The 19,381-nt window shown below is 55.8% G+C and carries 19 protein-coding genes; 7 read left to right on the top strand and 12 right to left on the bottom strand.

The window, feature by feature from the left end:
- Window positions 1–46: 46 nt before the first annotated feature.
- From gudD to syd, 7 genes are all read right to left on the bottom strand, one after another.
- Complete coding sequence (gene gudD / locus USF70_RS15430) at window positions 47–1,384, bottom strand: glucarate dehydratase (RefSeq protein WP_167819056.1); 1,338 nt, start codon at window positions 1,382–1,384, stop codon at window positions 47–49.
- A 15-nt stretch (window positions 1,385–1,399) separates the two neighbouring features.
- Window positions 1,400–2,740: an enolase C-terminal domain-like protein gene (locus tag USF70_RS15425; protein ID WP_167819057.1), complete on the bottom strand. Its 1,341-nt coding sequence runs from the start codon at window positions 2,738–2,740 to the stop codon at window positions 1,400–1,402.
- Window positions 2,740–4,095 (bottom strand): galactarate/glucarate/glycerate transporter GudP, encoded by a 1,356-nt coding sequence (gene gudP, locus USF70_RS15420; protein WP_023309021.1) that lies wholly within the window; start codon window positions 4,093–4,095, stop codon window positions 2,740–2,742. Before gudP ends, USF70_RS15425 begins: the two co-directional genes overlap by 1 nt.
- A gap of 295 nt (window positions 4,096–4,390) precedes the next feature.
- Window positions 4,391–4,840 (bottom strand): flavodoxin, encoded by a 450-nt coding sequence (locus tag USF70_RS15415; protein ID WP_023333248.1) that lies wholly within the window; start codon window positions 4,838–4,840, stop codon window positions 4,391–4,393.
- Between the two features lie 24 nt (window positions 4,841–4,864).
- The gene (truC, locus tag USF70_RS15410) at window positions 4,865–5,641 is read right to left on the bottom strand and encodes a tRNA pseudouridine(65) synthase TruC (RefSeq protein ID WP_033146427.1); all 777 of its coding nucleotides are present in this window, start codon (window positions 5,639–5,641) and stop codon (window positions 4,865–4,867) included.
- Complete coding sequence (locus USF70_RS15405; RefSeq protein WP_033146428.1) at window positions 5,638–5,967, bottom strand: YqcC family protein; 330 nt, start codon at window positions 5,965–5,967, stop codon at window positions 5,638–5,640. Before USF70_RS15405 ends, truC begins: the two co-directional genes overlap by 4 nt.
- Before the next feature lie 630 nt (window positions 5,968–6,597).
- Window positions 6,598–7,143: a SecY-interacting protein gene (gene syd, locus USF70_RS15400; RefSeq protein ID WP_320735768.1), complete on the bottom strand. Its 546-nt coding sequence runs from the start codon at window positions 7,141–7,143 to the stop codon at window positions 6,598–6,600.
- A gap of 69 nt (window positions 7,144–7,212) precedes the next feature.
- Here syd and queF point away from each other — a divergent pair, with 69 nt between their 5' ends.
- The 5 genes from queF to xni all read left to right on the top strand — a co-directional run bounded on the left by queF (window position 7,213) and on the right by xni (window position 13,646).
- Window positions 7,213–8,055 (top strand): NADPH-dependent 7-cyano-7-deazaguanine reductase QueF, encoded by an 843-nt coding sequence (gene queF / locus USF70_RS15395; RefSeq protein ID WP_213730030.1) that lies wholly within the window; start codon window positions 7,213–7,215, stop codon window positions 8,053–8,055.
- Between the two features lie 116 nt (window positions 8,056–8,171).
- Window positions 8,172–9,536 (top strand): nucleotide 5'-monophosphate nucleosidase PpnN, encoded by a 1,365-nt coding sequence (ppnN, locus tag USF70_RS15390; protein WP_047060004.1) that lies wholly within the window; start codon window positions 8,172–8,174, stop codon window positions 9,534–9,536.
- A gap of 513 nt (window positions 9,537–10,049) precedes the next feature.
- Window positions 10,050–11,345, top strand: a complete 1,296-nt coding sequence (locus tag USF70_RS15385; protein ID WP_029741560.1) for an HAAAP family serine/threonine permease — start codon at window positions 10,050–10,052, stop codon at window positions 11,343–11,345.
- A gap of 65 nt (window positions 11,346–11,410) precedes the next feature.
- On the top strand, window positions 11,411–12,778 hold the full coding sequence (locus USF70_RS15380; RefSeq protein WP_033146431.1) for an L-serine ammonia-lyase: 1,368 nt from the start codon (window positions 11,411–11,413) through the stop codon (window positions 12,776–12,778).
- Between the two features lie 112 nt (window positions 12,779–12,890).
- Window positions 12,891–13,646: a flap endonuclease Xni gene (xni, locus tag USF70_RS15375; RefSeq protein ID WP_167819060.1), complete on the top strand. Its 756-nt coding sequence runs from the start codon at window positions 12,891–12,893 to the stop codon at window positions 13,644–13,646.
- A gap of 62 nt (window positions 13,647–13,708) precedes the next feature.
- Here xni and rlmM read toward each other — a convergent pair whose 3' ends face one another.
- The 4 genes from rlmM to USF70_RS15355 form a co-directional block, all read right to left on the bottom strand.
- Window positions 13,709–14,809, bottom strand: a complete 1,101-nt coding sequence (rlmM, locus tag USF70_RS15370; protein ID WP_023309030.1) for a 23S rRNA (cytidine(2498)-2'-O)-methyltransferase RlmM — start codon at window positions 14,807–14,809, stop codon at window positions 13,709–13,711.
- A complete protein-coding gene (locus USF70_RS15365; protein WP_023309031.1) occupies window positions 14,802–15,197 on the bottom strand; it encodes a DUF423 domain-containing protein in 396 nt (131 codons plus the stop codon). Before USF70_RS15365 ends, rlmM begins: the two co-directional genes overlap by 8 nt.
- A gap of 39 nt (window positions 15,198–15,236) precedes the next feature.
- Window positions 15,237–16,154, bottom strand: coding sequence for a glycine cleavage system transcriptional regulator GcvA (gene gcvA / locus USF70_RS15360; RefSeq protein ID WP_023309032.1), 918 nt, complete (start codon window positions 16,152–16,154; stop codon window positions 15,237–15,239).
- Between the two features lie 349 nt (window positions 16,155–16,503).
- The gene (locus USF70_RS15355; protein WP_008499648.1) at window positions 16,504–16,731 is read right to left on the bottom strand and encodes a YgdI/YgdR family lipoprotein; all 228 of its coding nucleotides are present in this window, start codon (window positions 16,729–16,731) and stop codon (window positions 16,504–16,506) included.
- 192 nt (window positions 16,732–16,923) lie between these two features.
- Here USF70_RS15355 and csdA point away from each other — a divergent pair, with 192 nt between their 5' ends.
- Together csdA and csdE are read left to right on the top strand one after the other, a co-directional pair.
- Window positions 16,924–18,129, top strand: a complete 1,206-nt coding sequence (csdA, locus tag USF70_RS15350; protein WP_167819061.1) for a cysteine desulfurase CsdA — start codon at window positions 16,924–16,926, stop codon at window positions 18,127–18,129.
- Complete coding sequence (gene csdE, locus USF70_RS15345; RefSeq protein ID WP_033146434.1) at window positions 18,129–18,575, top strand: cysteine desulfurase sulfur acceptor subunit CsdE; 447 nt, start codon at window positions 18,129–18,131, stop codon at window positions 18,573–18,575. The genes csdA and csdE overlap by 1 nt, the downstream gene beginning before the upstream one ends.
- Here csdE and tcdA read toward each other — a convergent pair.
- Window positions 18,566–19,372, bottom strand: a complete 807-nt coding sequence (gene tcdA / locus USF70_RS15340; RefSeq protein ID WP_033146435.1) for a tRNA cyclic N6-threonylcarbamoyladenosine(37) synthase TcdA — start codon at window positions 19,370–19,372, stop codon at window positions 18,566–18,568. The genes csdE and tcdA overlap by 10 nt on opposite strands.
- Window positions 19,373–19,381 lie beyond the last annotated feature (9 nt).

Raw genomic sequence — 19,381 nt, 5'->3', positions numbered from 1 at the left:
GCATACACCACGTAAAAGACCGCTTGTGGGAGCGGTCCCAATGCGTTTATCGTACCATGCACGGGCGTTTATTGTCGAATGTCCAGTCAGGGATCAGATACTGCATCGCCATGGCGTCGTCACGGGCGCCCAGACCGTGTTTTTGATACAGCTCATGGGCTTTCATGACCTGGTCCATATCCAGCTCAACCCCCAGCCCCGGCGTGGAAGGCACCTGCACCATGCCACCTTTGATCTCAAACGGCTGCTTAGTCAGACGCTGATTACCTTCCTGCCAGATCCAGTGCGTGTCGATAGCGGTAATCGTGCCCGGCGCGGCGGCGGCAACGTGCGTGAACATCGCCAGCGACACGTCGAAGTGGTTGTTGGAGTGCGAGCCCCAGGTCAGGCCAAACTCGTGACACATTTGCGCCACGCGCACCGACCCCTGCATCGTCCAGAAGTGCGGGTCCGCCAGCGGAATATCGACGGACTGCAATGACAGGGTGTGTCCCATCTGACGCCAGTCGGTGGCAATCATATTGGTCGCGGTCGGCAGCCCCGTGGCGCGACGGAACTCCGCCATAACTTCACGGCCCGAGAAGCCCTGTTCAGCCCCACACGGATCTTCCGCATACGCAAGCACGCCTTTCAGCTGCTTGCCAATTTTGATCGCTTCATCTAGCGACCACGCGCCGTTCGGATCCAGCGTCACGCGGGCCTGCGGGAAACGTTTTGCCAGCGCGGTAACGGCTTCCGCCTCTTCTTCACCTGCCAGCACGCCGCCCTTCAGTTTGAAATCATTAAAGCCATATTTTTCGTACGCGGCTTCCGCCAGGCGCACCACCGCATCCGGGGTCATCGCCTCGTCGTGGCGAAGTCGGTACCAGTCGCATTGTTCACCCGGCTGGCTCTGATAAGGCAATGGCGTCAGCCTGCGGTCGCCGACAAAGAACAGATAGCCCAGCATTTCCACTTCGCTGCGCTGCTGCCCCTCGCCCAACAGCGACGCAACGTTAACGCCCAGATGCTGACCCAGCAGATCCAGCATCGCGGATTCAATCCCGGTCACCACGTGAATGGTGGTGCGCAGGTCGAAAGTCTGCAGGCCACGCCCTCCGGCATCGCGATCGGCAAAGGTGTTACGCACGGTGTTGAGGACATTTTTATACTCACCCAGCGCTTTGCCCACCACCAGCGGAATGGCATCTTCAAGCGTCTGGCGGATCTTCTCCCCGCCCGGAATTTCGCCCACGCCCGTATGCCCGGAATTGTCTTTGATAATGACAATATTGCGGGTGAAGAATGGCGCATGCGCGCCGCTCAGGTTCATCAGCATGCTGTCATGGCCCGCAACCGGAATGATTTGCATGGAAGTGACGACAGGGGTCGTAAAAGTACTCATCGTGTAATCCTTTTATCAGTGACGTCCAAAAACAGGGCGCTTACGGTCAAATGTCCAGCCGGGGATAAGGTACTGCATCGGGCCCGCGTCGTTACGCGCGCCGCCCGGTAGCTTTTTATACGCCTCATGGGCTTTATGGATCTGATCCCAGTCAATCTCCACGCCCAGGCCCGGCGCATCCGGTACGGCAATCTTGCCGTTGATGATTTCCAGCGGATTTTTCGTCAGGCGGGCTTCCCCTTCCTGCCAAATCCAGTGGGTATCGATGGCGGTCGGGTTACCCGGCGCCGCAGCGCCAACGTGGGTAAACATCGCCAGCGAAATATCAAAGTGGTTGTTCGAGTGACAGCCCCAGGTCAGCCCCCAGTCATCGCACAGCTGCGCCACGCGCACTGCACCTGAAAGCGTCCAGAAGTGAGGATCCGCCAGCGGAATGTCGACGGCGTTCAGCATCACCGCATGACCCATTTCACGCCAGTTGGTGGCGATCATGTTGGTCGCGACAGGCAGCCCGGTGGCGCGACGGAACTCAGCCATGACTTCACGGCCCGAGAAGCCCTGCTCCGCGCCGCAGGGGTCTTCCGCATAGGTCAGGACATCCCCCAGCCCCTTGCACAGGCTAATCGCTTCCTCCAGCAGCCAGGCGCCGTTGGGATCGACGGTGATCCGCGCATCAGCAAAGCGTTTTTTCAGCGCCCGGGCCGTTTCAATCTCCTGCTCGCCGGGCAGCACGCCGCCCTTCAGCTTGAAATCCTTAAAGCCGTAGCGATCCTGCGCAGCCTCGGCCAGCCGCACCACCGCGTCGCTGGAGAGCGCTTCCTGGTGGCGCAGGCGATACCAGTCGTGATCGCCCGTGGATCGGGCCAGATACGGGAGATCGGTCTTATTGCGATCGCCCACGTAGAACAGATAGCCCAGCACGGTGACCGCATCACGCTGTTTGCCGGGCCCCAGCAGCTCGCAAACCGGAACATTGAGCGCCTTACCCAGCAAGTCGAGCAGAGCGGCCTCCAGCGCGGCGACCGCGTTGACCCGCAGTTCAAACGTCCAGGCACCTTTACCGAACGTATCAAAGTCTGCCGACTGATTGCCCTTATGCACCCGCTGAACCACCTTGTTCAGACGGGCGACCTCCTGGCCCGCCACCTGCGGAATGGCATCGACCAGCGTCTGGTAGATCACCTCCCCACCCGGGGCCTCGCCCACGCCGGTATGCCCTGCGCTGTCTTTCAGCACGACGATATTACGGGTAAACCAGGCGCTATGCGCCCCGCCGATATTGAGCAGCATGCTGTCCTGCCCGGCCACCGGGATGACCTTCATCTCCGTGACGGTTGGGCTCGATTGCGTTGTCATTATCCACGCTCCGCAACAGGTTTAAGTTCGACGCGTTTGATATCCCCCACCAGCACCAGGTAACTCAGCACCGCCACCAGCGCATGCACACCTACGTAGATTAGCGCACCGTTGAAAGAGCCGGTGGTACCGACGATGTAGCCGATAGCGATGGGCGTAACAATCCCGGATATGTTGCCGAACATGTTGAACAGGCCGCCGCTCAGGCCGCTGATCTCTTTCGGCGCCGTATCCGCCATCACCGCCCAGCCCAGCGCGCCAATGCCTTTGCCGAAGAAGGCCATCGCCATAAAGCCGATAATCATCCATTCGGCGTTGACGTAGTTACAGAACACCATGGTCATGGAGAGCAGCATGCCGAGCACAATCGGGGTTTTACGCGCGATGTTCAGCGAGCCGGTACGGCGCATCAGCCAGTCGGAAATCACTCCGCCGAGCACGCCGCCGACGAAGCCGCAAATTGCCGGGACCGACGCGACAAATCCCGCTTTCAGAATCGACATGCCGCGTGCCTGCACCAGGTATACCGGGAACCAGGTGATGAAGAAGTAGGTTAAGGCGTTAATACAGTACTGGCCCAGATAGATGCCGATCATCATGCGCGAGCCGACGAGCTGCTTGATCTGCGCCCATTTCTGGCTGAACGGGACTTTTGCTTTTGCCGATTTCTGATCCATATTGATCAGCGCGCCGCCTTCCGCGATGTACTCCAGCTCTTTTTTGTTCACGCCAGGATGCTGGTTGGGTTCGTGGATCACTTTCAGCCAGACGAAGCTGATGACGATCCCAAGCCCGCCCATGAAGAAGAAGACGTGCGACCAGCCCACCTCATGCGTCAGCCAGCCCATGATTGGCGCGAAGATCACCGTCGCGAAGTACTGTGCGGAGTTGAAAATCGCCACCGCCGTTCCCCTCTCCTGCGCCGGGAACCAGGCAGCGACAATACGGCTGTTCCCCGGGAAGGAAGGTGCTTCCGCTAAGCCTACCAGGAAGCGCAGCGTGAAGAGCGCCACGATAATGCCGAAGCCGCTGAAGATATCGACGAAACCCTGCAACAGGGTAAACATTGACCAGATAAAGATGGACCAGAAATAGACGCGTTTAGATCCAAAACGGTCCAGCAGCCAGCCGCCAGGAATTTGCCCGATGACGTAGGCCCATGAGAATGCGGAGAAAACGTAACCCATGCCCACCGGATCAAGGCCGATATCTTTTGCCATTTCCGAACCGGCAATCGACAGCGTGGCGCGGTCACCATAGTTAAAGGATGTGACGATAAACAGCATCACCACTATCCAGTAGCGGGCATTAGTGCGCTTTTCAGCACTGCTCGCTGCGTGGCTTAATGTACTCATTGTTGCACTCCTGAAACATAGCTTTCGCCTGGTTCATTCTGTACAGCACCGGTAGGGTAATCAGAATGAGATTGGTGTTTTGTCGTTTTGGTACGGCCTGACGCCGTTTTATAGTGACCGGAAAAGTATATGAAGGAGTGCCTCATCACCTCACCGTGCAGAAACACAGTATTAAAGGGTGTATGAGAGGTTGTTTATGGCATAAGCCCAGGGGAATGGAAGGTGGTTCACGGAATTGGCGTTTGGTGCGGGGTGTATCGCCGGGTGGCGGCTACGCCTTACCCGGCCTGGATAACTATTTAAGGAGAGTTGCCCAGTTCTCCACCCACGGGTTCGATTCGCTTTCGGGTTCAGGATGCTCACCGGCATCAATCAGCAGCATCTCGCCGACGCGCTGGGCGCTCTGCTCCTGAAGGAGTGCATCGAACTGCTTGCCGCCGCCGCAGAAGTTGGCGTAAGAGCTGTCGCCCAGGGCAATGATGCCGTAGTGCACGTCCGGCTGATAGCCAAGCTGGTCTTTAATGCCCTGAAACAGCGGCACGATGCTGTCCGGCAGATCGCCCTGCCCGGTGGTGGAGGTCACCACCAGAATGTATTTATCTTTATACTTTTCCCAGTCTGCCAGTTCCGGGTCTTCATAGACCGTGGCTTTATGGCCCTGGCTGGCGAGTATTGCCTCAGCCTCTTCCGCTACCAGCAGCGAGTTGCCGTACATTGTGCCGACAAAAATGCCTACTTCAGCCATGATATTTTCCCATAATGAATGCGTTTACCGTTCATCCTGAACGTTGCCCGATACAAACTCAACCCTTTCATTTTCGGGGAGTTGTCCCAGCCAGCCAAACTGTGACAGCGCCTGCATCCAGACGTCGTCCAGCCCCGCACGGATAGTCAGCGGTTCGCCGGTAAACGGGTGCGTCAGGCTCAGCTCGCTGGCGTGCAGCATCAGACGATGGCAGCCAAAGTGTTCGGCCGCACTGCGGTTCTGGCGCAAATCACCGTGTTTGCTGTCACCAATAATCGGGTGGCGCAGGTGCGCAAGATGGCGTCGCAGCTGGTGCTTACGCCCGGTTTTAGGCAAAAGCTCAACCAGGCTGTAGCGTGTGGTCGGGAATTTGCTGGTTGCAACCGGCATTTCGGTCGTCGCCATGCCGCGATAATCCGTTACTGCGGGCTGCGAACCTTTGTCATCGCGGGCAAATTTATCGGCGATTTTGTCCAGTTCCTCCACCAGCGGATAGTCCAGCGTGGCGGCTTCCGTCAGCCAGCCGCGCACGATCGCGTGGTAGCGCTTTTGCATCTGATGCTGTTCAAACTGCTGTGACAGCAGACGCCCCGCCTCGCTGGAAAGCCCCATCAGCAGCACGCCGGAGGTCGGCCTGTCGAGACGATGGGCGGTAAAAACATGCTGACCAATCTGGTCGCGAACGGTCTGCATCACCACCACTTTCTCATCGCGATCGAGCCAGCTGCGGTGTACCAGCCAGCCTGACGGTTTATTCACCGCCACCAGCCACTCGTCCTGATAGAGGATCTCAAGCGTCATGCATCTTCACCGGCAAACAGGGCATCCAGTTTTTCCAGTTCGACCAGCATCACGTCGCGCGCAGGGTGGGTCGTCTCGAGCGCCATTTCATAGTAGGGAGAGACAGCAAACGCCTGCGGAAGCGGGTGACCGCCCTCAAGCAGGGCGTGCATGCGCGGAATTAACACCCACTGCAGCCATTCAAACGGGGCCAGCGTATCCAGGCAGAAGGGCTGAGTGCTCGCGAACGCTTCTGGCTGCGGCGCGGTCTCCTGCCACAGCTGATGTTGGCGCAAAAGGGCTTCGATGGCGTGCAACTGAGCACGAACGCTATCGTGTTGCGTCATAGTAACCTCAACTGAAAAAGTGAACGGCGCGCAGCATAGCATTGCGGAAGGCAGAAATAAAAAAAGGGAGCACTGTAAAAACAGTGCTCCCGGTTCGTTTCGCAGCATTCCAGCTACAATTCGTGCTCCCTGCTCATCCGTGACAACTTTTCCTGACGCCCGAAGGCTTGGTCATCCGTAAGCCGATGCATCCTGCACACATCTTCCTGACGTGTTTGTCTCATCCTGAAACGTCCTGGCCTTCCTGACCCACCGACCATCCTGATCGGCTCTCGTTCTCCTTCCTGGAGGTGTCCCTTACGCATCCTGCGTTATCCACTTCGCTTCATCCTGAAGCCTTCCTGAAGCGCCATCCTGACGAGTCCTGTGTGAGAAACGCCATCATCCTGATGTTCGTTTCTCGTGTCGGCGTCCTGTCGACAGAAATAGAATCCGCTATTCCGCTTCGTCTTACAACCCACCCTTTCTGGGTTGTAAGCCGTAAGAAATCCCTAAAAACAATACGATGAACAGGTAATTCATTGAAAAACAGAGCGATATTAATCTGAATTAAATGAGGTAATACTGAATCTTCAGCGATCTCTCACAAACGTTGTAAGAGATCTCTCACACGCGCTATAGCATCATGGATTACAGAAATGGCTCAAGTCGGGTAAGGAAATCTGCAAGAGAGGGGGCGAGAGTCTCGCGATTGCGGGTGCCGATAGTCTCTTTAACCACTTCACCTGACAGGTTACAGACGGAGATAACGTCCAGTTCGCTGTCCAGCGTGGCAATAAAGAGCGTCGGAGAAAGCTTCAGGCGTTTTTGCGTGACCAGGTGACCAATCAGGTTTTCCTGAACACGCTGCAGATCGTCTTCGCTCCAGGTCTGCAACAGCGTCAGCGTGATATCAGCAAAGCGCGCAGGCATATCCCCTGCGAACTGCGTGGTATAAAATGCATGAACCGCTGGTTGTACCACAATGTCCATTGCCCGCTCAACCGCATTTACATTTTGCTCGCCGTCGAAAGGTTTTGGTTGCCAGATAACGTAATCGTCGACTGAAGAGATAATGCACGGCGAAGCTACGCCATACAAATCAGCACTTTGCGGCCATGTCTGGTCCTTTTCATGCCATGCGTCGCAATAGCGGGTCGTGAAGGCAGTGAGGGCATTTGCAGTTTCGATGTCCACCGATTTCTCTCTTCTTGTCAGACAGGATAAACTCAGGCCATAAGTGTACCTGTAAAGTGGCTATGAAACATGTCTTACGAAAATCATCAGGCGTTAACCGGCTTAACGCTGGGGAAATCGACCGATTACCGCGATACCTACGATGCAAGCCTGCTGCAGGGCGTGCCGCGCAGCCTGAACCGCGATCCTCTGGGCCTGCATGCGGATGCCTTGCCGTTTGTCGGCGGTGACATCTGGACGCTGTACGAACTCTCGTGGCTTAACGCGCGCGGTCTGCCGCAGGTGGCGGTGGGCCACGTTGAGCTGGATTACGCCAGCGTTAATCTCGTGGAATCCAAAAGCTTTAAGCTCTATCTCAACAGTTTTAACCAGACAAAATTCAGCAGCTGGGACGACGTTCAGCACACCCTGGAACGTGATTTAAGCGCCTGCGCGCAGGGAAAGGTGAGCGTTTCACTGTATCGCCTGCACGAACTGGAAGGGCAGCCGGTCGCCCACTTCAACGGGACCTGCATCGACGATCAGGATATCGAGGTGGAGAATTATGAATTCAGCGCCGATTACCTCGAAAAAGCGGCGAGCGGAAAGGTGGTCGAAGAGACGCTGGTCAGCCACCTGCTGAAATCCAACTGCCTGATCACCCACCAGCCGGACTGGGGCTCGGTGCAGATCCAGTACCGCGGCCCGAAAATTGACCGGGAAAAGTTGCTGCGCTACCTGGTGTCGTTCCGCCATCACAACGAATTCCACGAGCAGTGCGTGGAGCGTATCTTTAGCGATATTCAGCGTTTTTGCCAGCCAGAAAAACTGAGCGTTTACGCGCGCTACACCCGCCGTGGCGGTCTGGACATCAACCCGTGGCGCACCAACACCGATTTTGTGCCAGCAACGGGGCGGCTGGTGCGTCAGTAATATAAATATTTTCACAATATGCGCGGTATCTTCCGCGCTTTAGGTTGTGAAACGTCACGCGCCAGGGCTATTGTAATCAACAGGGAAAGACGATAATCGTCCCGTAAGGAGCTCACTTGATTACACATATTAGCCCGCTTGGCTCAATGGATATGTTGTCGCAGCTGGAAGTGGACATGCTTAAGCGCACGGCCAGCAGCGATCTTTATCAACTGTTTCGTAACTGTTCACTTGCCGTACTGAACTCCGGAAGCCTGACAGATAACAGTAAAGAACTGCTGTCCCGCTTCGAAAGCTTTGATATCAACGTGCTGCGCCGCGAGCGTGGCGTGAAGCTTGAAGTCATCAACCCGCCGGAAGAGGCTTTTGTCGACGGCCGTATCATTCGTTCACTTCAGGCTAACCTGTTTGCCGTGCTGCGTGACATCCTGTTTGTTAACGGGCAGATCCACAACGCAGGCCGTTTCCAGCATCTCGACCTGGAAAGCTCGGTCCATATCACCAACCTGGTGTTCTCCATTTTGCGTAACGCCCGTGCCCTGCACGTTGGTGAAGCGCCGAACATGGTCGTCTGCTGGGGCGGCCACTCCATTAACGAAACCGAATACCTTTATGCGCGTCGGGTGGGCACCCAGCTCGGCCTGCGCGAGCTGAATATCTGTACCGGCTGCGGTCCGGGTGCGATGGAAGCGCCAATGAAAGGTGCCGCAGTGGGACACGCGCAACAGCGTTACAAAGAGGGACGGTTTATCGGCATGACCGAGCCGTCGATCATTGCCGCTGAGCCGCCTAACCCGCTGGTTAACGAGCTGATTATCATGCCGGATATCGAGAAACGTCTTGAAGCGTTTGTCCGTATCGCCCACGGCATTATCATCTTCCCGGGCGGCGTGGGGACAGCGGAAGAGCTGCTCTATCTGCTGGGTATTCTGATGAATCCGGCCAACAAAGATCAGGTTCTGCCGCTGATCCTGACCGGTCCAAAAGAGAGCGCCGACTACTTCCGCGTGCTGGACGAGTTTATCGTACACACGCTGGGCGAATCCGCGCGTCGTCACTATCGCATCATCATTGACGATGCCGCAGAAGTGGCGCGCCAGATGAAAAAAGCGATGCCGCTGGTAAAAGAAAACCGTCGCGATACCGGCGATGCGTACAGCTTTAACTGGTCAATCCGTATCGCGCCGGACCTGCAGATCCCGTTCGAGCCAACGCACGAAAATATGGCGAACCTGAAACTCTATCCGGACCAGCCGGTGGAAGTCCTGGCTGCCGATCTGCGTCGTGCCTTCTCCGGGATTGTGGCGGGCAACGTGAAAGAGATGGGCATCCGCGCCATTGAACAGTACGGTCCGTACAAGATCCACGGCGACCCGGAGATGATGCGCCGCATGGACGACATGCTGCAGGGCTTTGTCGCTCAGCACCGCATGAAGCTGCCGGGCTCAGCCTATATTCCTTGCTACGAAATCTGCACATAACGCTCAACAGCATCTCATCAAAGCCGGGTCGCCCTGTTGCGCGTCCCGGCTTTTTTATTACGAGGTAATTCATACGCATCACTTATGTCTTTTACAAACTATGCGCAAACGCAAACGATTACCTTGTTTTTTCAACCGTAAATTATCAGCCTTAATCCAAATTACCTGCCAGAAAATACTAAAAACCCATTTCTTTACAGCTAAAGACACCTATATCACGGGCCAGTCTTTCAGCTCACATGTCGTTGGTGGTAGCCTTCGCGCCCGTAAATTCTCTTTGACGTTTTTTTAACAGATAAATGGTCTAAAGATGCCCACATCATAAGTGGATTATTGCATTTGGGATCAGGATCACTGATAGATTCATAACTAGAATGTATCTTTTCGCCCGCCAATAGTTACGGGCGAAAATTATTAAAAAACCGTCACTGAACGAATTTCATATTACCGTCAGGCACTTTTTCATCGGATTTGACTAAAAACCTGACAATTTGCTTCCTCCAGGAGATACAGATGGAAACCACTCAAACCAGCACCGTTGCTTCGATTGAATCCCGAAGTGGTTGGCGCAAAACGGATACCATGTGGATGCTTGGCCTTTACGGCACAGCAATCGGCGCTGGTGTACTGTTCCTTCCTATCAACGCAGGCGTCGGCGGTCTGATCCCGCTGATCATCATGGCTATCATTGCTTTCCCGATGACCTTCTTCGCACACCGCGGTCTGACCCGCTTCGTGCTGTCCGGTAAAAATCCGGGCGAAGACATCACTGAAGTTGTTGAAGAGCATTTCGGCGTTGGCGCAGGTAAACTGATTACCCTGCTCTACTTCTTCGCGATTTACCCTATTCTGCTGGTCTACAGCGTGGCGATCACCAACACCGTTGAAAGCTTCATGATGCACCAGCTGCACATGACGCCGCCTCCGCGTGCGATTCTGTCGCTGATCCTGATCGTGGGCATGATGACCATCGTTCGCTTCGGTGAGCAGATGATTGTGAAAGCAATGAGCGTACTGGTCTTCCCGTTCGTTATTGCTCTGATGGTACTGGCTTGCTACCTGATCCCACAGTGGAACGGTGCAGCGCTGGAAACCCTGTCCCTGAGTAGCGCATCGGCAACCGGTAACGGCCTGCTAATGACCCTCTGGCTGGCAATTCCGGTGATGGTGTTCTCCTTCAACCACTCTCCAATCATCTCTTCTTTCGCTGTGGCGAAACGTGAAGAGTACGGTAATGGCGCAGAGAAGAAGTGCTCCAGCATCCTGGCGCGCGCTCACATCATGATGGTACTGACCGTAATGTTCTTCGTCTTCAGCTGCGTACTGAGCCTTTCCCCGGTGGATCTGGCGGCAGCGAAAGAGCAGAACATCTCTATTCTGTCTTACCTGGCGAACCACTTTAACGCACCGGTCATTGCGTGGATGGCACCAATCATCGCGATTATCGCCATCACCAAATCCTTCCTGGGCCACTACCTCGGCGCGCGTGAAGGCTTCAACGGTATGGTGATTAAATCTCTGCGCGGTAAAGGCAAGAGCATTGAAATCAACAAGCTGAACAAAATCACTGCGCTGTTCATGCTGCTCACCACCTGGGCGGTAGCGACCCTGAACCCAAGCATCCTGGGCATGATTGAAACCCTGGGCGGCCCGGTCATCGCGATGATTCTGTTCCTGATGCCGATGTACGCGATTCAGAAAGTCCCTGCTATGCGCAAGTACAGCGGTCATGTGAGCAACGTGTTTGTGGTTATCATGGGTCTTATCGCAATCTCTGCGATCTTCTACTCCCTGTACACCATGTTCTGATTATCACCCGCGCCGTCTTCGGATGGCGCACTCCTCCCTCTCTGACTGAAAGCAATGGACGCATCATGATTAGCGTATTCGATATCTTCAAAATCGGTATTGGTCCTTCCAGCTCTCACACCGTCGGACCAATGAAAGCCGGTAAGCAGTTCACGGATGACTTGATTGCACGCGGCATCTTGCATGACATTACCCGCGTGGTTGTCGATGTATACGGCTCGCTTTCCCTGACCGGGAAAGGCCACCATACCGATATCGCCATTATCATGGGCCTGGCGGGAAACCTGCCGGACACCGTTGATATTGATGCGATCCCTGGCTTCATCCAGGATGTGAACACCCACGGTCGCCTGCTGCTGGCGAACGGTGAGCATGAGGTTGAATTCCCGGTTGACCACTGCATGAATTTCCATGCGGACAACCTGTCGCTGCACGAAAACGGCATGCGCATTACCGCGCTGGCCGGCGACAAAGCGGTATACAGCCAGACGTATTACTCTATCGGCGGCGGTTTTATCGTCGACGAAGACCACTTTGGTCAAACCAATACCTCTTCTGTCGAAGTGCCGTATCCGTACAAAACGGCGGCGGATCTTCAGCGTCACTGCCAGGAGACGGGCCTTTCCCTCTCCGGCCTGATGATGAAAAACGAGCTGGCACTTCACAGCAAAGAGGAGCTCGAACAGCACTTCACTAACGTCTGGGAAGTGATGCGCGGCGGTATCGAGCGAGGGATCACCACCGAGGGCGTTCTGCCGGGCAAGCTTCGCGTGCCGCGTCGTGCTGCTGCGCTGCGCCGTATGCTGGTGAGCACCGACAAAACGACGACAGACCCGATGGCCGTCGTAGACTGGATCAACATGTTCGCGCTAGCGGTGAACGAAGAGAACGCTGCCGGGGGCCGTGTGGTCACCGCGCCGACTAACGGCGCCTGCGGTATCGTTCCGGCGGTGCTGGCGTACTACGACAAGTTTATCCGTGAAGTGAACGCGAATTCGCTGGCGCGCTACCTGCTGGTCGCCAGTGCGATTGGTTCGCTGTATAAGATGAACGCGTCTATTTCCGGTGCGGAAGTGGGCTGTCAGGGTGAAGTCGGCGTGGCGTGCTCCATGGCGGCGGCGGGTCTGGCCGAACTGCTGGGTGCAAGCCCGACACAGGTGTGCATTGCTGCGGAAATCGGCATGGAACATAACCTTGGGCTGACCTGTGACCCGGTTGCCGGACAGGTACAGGTACCGTGCATCGAACGTAACGCGATTGCCTCCGTGAAGGCGGTGAACGCGGCACGTATGGCGCTGCGCCGCACCAGCGAGCCGCGCGTTTGTCTCGATAAGGTTATCGAAACCATGTACGAAACCGGTAAAGATATGAACGCCAAATACCGCGAAACCTCTCGCGGCGGCCTGGCGATGAAGATCGTAACCTGCGATTAAGCCCCTCAGGAAGCCTCGTTTTGCGAGGCTTCTTCCTGTTTTCCCCACCATTCATAGTTTCACGCTGCTGACAGTGTTACCCTTCACGCATGAGATAGAAGGGAGATTATCTGTGGCCGTTCATTTACTTATCGTCGATGCTCTTAACCTGATCCGCCGTATCCATGCGGTACAGGGGACGCCTTGTAAAGACACCTGCCTGCACGCGCTGGAGCAGCTTATCCGCCACAGTGAGCCCACCCACGCGGTCGCGGTATTTGATGACGAAGCCCGCAACACGGGCTGGCGTCACCAGCGTCTGCCCGACTACAAAGCCGGACGCGCCCCGATGCCGGACGATCTTCACGCTGAATTGCCCATGCTGCGCGCTGCATTTGAACAGCGGGGCGTTCCCTGCTGGGGTGCACAGGGAAATGAAGCCGACGATCTCGCGGCCACTCTGGCCGTAAGGGTGGCAAGCGCCGGGCATCAGGCCACTATCGTTTCAACTGACAAAGGCTACTGCCAGCTGCTCTCGCCGACTATCCGCATTCGCGACTATTTTCAAAAACGCTGGCTGGACGCGCCGTTTATTGCCAGCGAGTTCTGCGTCTCGCCTGAGCAACTGCCGGATTACTGGGGGCTGGCAGGCATCAGCAGCTCTAAGGTTCCGGGTGTCGCCGGTATTGGGCCGAAGAGCGCCGCGCAGCTGCTGAAGGATTTTCAGAGTCTGGAAGGGATTTACGCCCGTCTGGATGAGGTGCCAGAAAAGTGGCGCAAGAAGCTGGAGGCGCATAAAGAGATGGCGTTTATCTGCCGGGAAATCGCAACGCTACAGACGGATTTACAGCTGGACGGGAATTTACAGCAGTTGCGGTTAGAACGTTAAAGCGACTTCAGGGTTTTGTAGGCCCGGTAAGCGTAGCGCCACCGGGCAAAACAAAGCACGTACTATCGCTCGTCGCGACGTCCGCCAACCGCAGCCCACCAGCGACGAATATGTACCGTCACCTCTTCACGGTCGTGATACAGCTGACGCGCCTGGATCTCCACGTTAATACCGTGCTCGTCCATCTGCTCCTGAATGTAGGCCAGGTTCTGCGATACTTCCTCATAGCGCTTTTTCATCGGCAGCTTGAGGTTGAAAATGGTCTCACGACACCAGCCGTTCACCAGCCAGGAGGCCATCAGCGCGGCGACTTTTGCCGGCTTCTCAACCATATCGCACACCATCCACGAGATGTTGTTACGGTTCGGGCGATAGCGGAAACCGTCTTCCCGCAGCCAGGTAACCTGCCCGGTGTCCATCAGGCTTTGCGCCATTGGACCGTTATCAACGGACGATACCCACATATTGCGTTTCACCAGCTGATAGGTCCAGCCGCCCGGGCACGCGCCAAGGTCGACGGCGTACATGCCGTTTGCCAGACGTTCATCCCACTCATCCGCCGGGATAAAGACGTGGAACGCCTCTTCCAGCTTGAGCGTGGAACGGCTTGGCGCATCGGACGGGAAGCGCAAACGCGGAATGCCCATAAAGAAGGGAGAGTTGTTGGTGGTGTACGAATAGCCTGTATAGCAGCAGCCCGGTGCGATAAAGAAGATATGCACCACCGGACGCTTCGGCGTTTCGTAGTTCGTCAGCACGCCTGCATCACGCAGCGCCGCTCGCAGCGGCACGGTGAACTTACGGCAGAACTTCATCAGCTCTTTACTTTCGTTGGTATCCGCCACTTCAACGCGCAGATCGCCGCCTTTCTCCACCACGCCCTGCAGCATGCCGACAATTGGCGTGATGCGGTCTTCCGGCGGAAGATCCTTCAGCAGCTCACCCGCGACAAACATCTGGCGAGCAAAGATCAGCGAGCTGAACGGCAGCTCGCGCGCCAGCTTGTCTGCGTCTTCAGGCTGATAGCACTCGAATACCACATAGCCCGCGTTTTCTTTTACGCGGGCAAAGCCGAAGACTTCGCGCTTCGCCGCTTTATCGGTAATTTCCGCGGCGCACTCTTTCTCAAACCCCGGGCGACAATATAAAACAACCTTATTCATGAACAACGCCCTTGCGTTTCAGACGGATAGCTCCGATAAACATTAATACCCAACCCGCCAGGAAGCTGAAGCCGCCGACAGGTGTAACGAACGCCCACAGGCGCAAATGTGAGAGCGCAAGGCAGTACAAGCTACCGCTGAACAACACGGTACCCAGCGCCATAAACACGCTGCTCCAGTAAAACCAGATACTGATACGACGCTGCATCGCCACCGCCAGCCCAAAAATAGCCAGCGTGTGAAACGCCTGATATTCAAGGCCGGTCTGGATCCAGCCCATCTCTACTGCGCCCAAAGACTTGCTTAATACATGTGCGCCAAAGGCGCCCAGTGCAACAAAAATAAAGCCACTCACCGCGGCAAAAATCAGCATGAATCGGCTGGTCATGTTTAAGTCCTGAGTTGATGCGTGCCCGGCACACAAACGTTATTGCTCATACCTGAAGCGGAATTTTTCTTGCTCGGTTGCCGCTTTCGCCAGTATCCACTGCCGGAAGGCGGCTATTTTACCCAGTTCTGCCTGACTGTCATGACAAACCAGATAAAACGCATTCTTGCTGACCAGTACATCATTAAAAGGGCAAACCAGGCGGCCTGCCTCAATTTCGGACTGCGCCATGACGTTGTTCGCCAACGCCACGCCCTGCCCGTGAATGGCAGCCTGTAACACCATCGCACTGTGGCTAAAAATGGGTCCCTGCTGCACGTTAATATGTGTAAGACCTAATTGACGGGTATAAGTTTGCCAGTCGCGGCGAGAGGCATCATGCAAAAGCGTATGCTGAGCCAGATCGGCAGGTGACTTCAGCGCCTTCTCACCTGTTAACAGCAGAGGAGAACAGACCGGCAGGAGATATTCTGCGTATAATTTTTCTACGCGCAAGCCCGGCCAGTTACCGCGACCATAAAAAATGGCGACATCCACGTCATCGGCCAGCTTGTCCTCCTGACGATCTACCGCCTGGATTCGAACGTCGATCCCCGGATAAGCTGAGTTAAAGCTTGAGAGTCTTGGCACCAGCCAATGAATGGCAAAACTGGGCAATAAACTGACGGTCAGAGCACCTTTTGCACTGCGAGCCTGCAGCTTACGCGTGGCTTCCGTAAGCTGGGAAAAAATCTCTTTAATATCCTGAAAATAGCTCTGCCCCTCTTCGGTCAACAGCAACGAACGGTTGCGTCGACGAAACAGCTTAAGGCCCAGAAAATCCTCCAGAGACTTGATTTGGTGACTTACTGCGGCCTGTGTCACAAAAAGCTCATCTGCTGCGCGGGTAAAGCTCAGATGACGTGCTGCTGCATCAAAAACTCGTAATGCATTAAGAGGTGGCAATCGCTTTGACATGGTTATCTGGCTTAGATGTTAACGGATTTTAACAAACAGGAAACAACGTTTAACCTATTAGTTTTTTTTATCTGAGCCATTATAATTTGTCCGTTGAGGAACTACCAGCAAATACCTATAGTGGCGGCACTTCCTGAGCCGGAACGAAGAGCTTTTTTCGGAATGCGTGTTCTGAAGGGCTTTTGGCTTACGGTTGTGATGTTGTGTTGTTGTGTTTGCAATTGGTCTGCGATTCAGACCACGGTAGCAACGCTACCAATTTTTCACTTCCTGTACATTTACCCTGTCTGTCCATAGTGATTAATGTAGCACCGCCAATTTGCGGTGCTTTTTTTTCGCCTGCGATCTGTTAATGCTCGATCTCTTTCATCTCTTTAACGTCCGTGCGGTTGATCTGCTGCTTGTTCCCGTTAGCATCTTTGTACGAAATCATCCCGGTATCATTATCGGTAGTCGGTTTCCCTTCCGAAACGATAGAACGACCATCGTTGGTGTGCATCACGTAGTTATTACCGGAACAGGCGCTCAGGGCAAAAGTAAACGCACAGGCAGAAATGATTGCAGCTGTCTTATTCATGATTATTCTCCTTTAGCAATTAATGCTATTCAAACCTCGATTTATAACAGGCTAAAACATCCGCCTAACAGTATTTAGCATAACCTGCTTTTTTGAGGCCGTAAGGATAAGCAGACAATTCTGATAGATATCAACCTCCTTGCCCTGCCGCTGAAATTGCGCGACGATCGCTAAATTGAAATGAGGAATCCCATGAACGCTTTCAGTCCTGCGCAGTTCCGCGCACAGTTTCCGGCCCTGGCCGATGCCGGTATTTACCTGGATAGCGCCGCCACCGCCCTGAAGCCACAGGCGGTGATTGAGGCCACGCAGCAGTTCTACAGCCTGAGCGCCGGGAACGTGCATCGCAGCCAGTTTGCCGAAGCGCAGCGATTAACCGCGCGCTATGAAGCCGCACGCGATCAGGTCGCACGCCTGATCAATGCCGAAAGCGGGAAAAACATCGTCTGGACGCGCGGCACGACCGAAGCCATCAATATGGTGGCCCAGTGCTACGCGCGCCCGCTGCTTCAGCCGGGCGATGAGATCGTCGTCAGCGAGGCGGAACATCACGCCAACCTGGTGCCATGGCTGATGGTGGCAGAGCAAACGGGTGCACGCGTGGTGAAGCTTCCACTGGGTGCAGACCTTCTTCCCGACGTTGCCCGTCTCCCAGAGCTGATTACCCCCCGCAGCCGCATTCTGGCGCTCGGACAGATGTCGAACGTCACGGGTGGTTGCCCGGACCTGGCTCAGGCTATTCGCATAGCCCATGCCAGCGGGATGGTGGTGATGGTCGACGGCGCTCAGGGCGTGGTGCACTTCCCCGCTGATGTGCAGGCGCTTGATATCGATTTCTATGCCTTCTCTGGTCATAAGCTCTACGGGCCAACCGGTATTGGGGCGTTGTACGGCAAGCCTGAACTGCTGGCAAAAATGACGCCGTGGCTCGGTGGCGGCAAAATGATCACCGAAGTGTCGTTCGATGGCTTCAAAACTCAGGATGTTCCCTATCGACTGGAAGCCGGTACGCCGAACGTGGCGGGGGTGATTGGCTTAAGCGCGGCGCTGGAGTGGCTGGCAGAAACAGACATCGTTCAGGCTGAAAGCTGGAGCCGGGGGCTGGCGACGCTGGCAGAGGAAGAACTCAAAAAGCGCCCGGGCTTCCGCTCGTTCCGCGTTCAGGATTCAAGCCTGATGGCCTTTGATTTCGCGGGCGTTCACCATAGCGACATGGTGACGCTGCTGGCCGGGTACGGCATTGCCCTGCGTGCCGGACAGCACTGCGCCCAGCCGCTGCTGGCGGCGCTTGGCGTTAACGGTACGCTGCGCGCCTCGTTTGCGCCGTACAATACCCAAAGCGATGTCGACGCGCTGGTTGCCGCCGTTGACCGCGCCCTTGAAATACTGGTGGATTAATGACTAGCGCTGCTTTAGCCGGACATCCGTTTGGCACGGTCATCACAGAAGAGACCTTAAAACAGACCTTCGCCCCGCTCCAGCAGTGGGAAGATAAATATCGACAGCTGATCCTGCTGGGTAAACAGCTCCCGGCCCTTTCAGACGATCTTAAAGCACAGGCGAAAGAGATTGCAGGCTGTGAAAACCGCGTCTGGCTGGGCGTGAGCGTCTCCGGCGGGAAGCTGCACTTCTTCGGCGACAGCGAAGGCCGCATCGTCCGGGGCCTGCTGGCCGTATTGCTGACCGCTGTGGAAGGGAAAAGCGCGGCGGAATTGCTGGCACATTCGCCGCTGGCGTTATTTGATGAGCTGGGGCTGCGCGCGCAGCTCAGCGCCTCGCGCGGTCAGGGGTTGATCGCGCTCAGCGACGCGGTACTGGATGCCGCACGTCAGGCTCAGGCCTGACGTTCCGCCTTCGCCAGCATTTTCTTGAGGGCGTGAGACACCGCCACAAAGCCGAAGGAGGCGGTCACCATGGTGGCCGCACCAAAACCTGAGGCGCAATCCATTCGTTTTGGCCCTTCCGCCGTGCTTTTCATCGCGCAGACTGAGCCATCCGCCTGCGGGTAGACCAGCGCTTCGGTCGAGAACACGCAGTCGACGCCGAGCTTGCCTTTGCTGTTCTTCACCACGTTAAAATCGCTCTTCAGCCGCTCACGCAGCTTGGCCGCCAGCGGATCCTGGATCGTTTTCGCCAGGTCGGTCACCTGGATCTGCGTCGGATCGATTTGCCCGCCCGCACCGCCCGTCGTGACCAGCGGCACCTTGTACCGACGGCAGTAAGCGATCAACGCCGCTTTTGGCCGCACGCTGTCGATGGCGTCAATCACATAGCTGTAGCCTTTGCTCATGTACTCCGCGACGTTATCTGCCGTCACAAAATCATCAATCACCGTGACCCGACATTCCGGGTTTATCAGGCGAATACGATCCGCCATGACCTCAGACTTCGCCAGGCCGACGTTATCGCGCAGGGCGTGGATTTGACGGTTGGTGTTGGTGACGCAAACGTCATCCATGTCAATCAGCGTGATTGCGCCAATACCGGTTCTCGCCAGCGCTTCTGCCGCCCACGACCCCACACCACCAATGCCCACGACGCAGACGTGCGCATCCGCAAACAGCTGCAGGGCTTTTTCACCATATAAACGTGCCGTCCCGCCAAAACGCTGGCGCCAGGCGTCGCTGATTACCACAGACATAAAACCTCA

Origin of the sequence: Enterobacter sp. 237C8 (assembly GCF_034106865.1) — a bacterium.
In the GTDB taxonomy this organism is placed as follows: Bacteria; Pseudomonadota; Gammaproteobacteria; order Enterobacterales; family Enterobacteriaceae; genus Enterobacter; species Enterobacter asburiae_B.
Note: the sequence above shows the minus strand (reverse complement) of the source record. Positions and strands in the feature narration are given on the sequence as shown.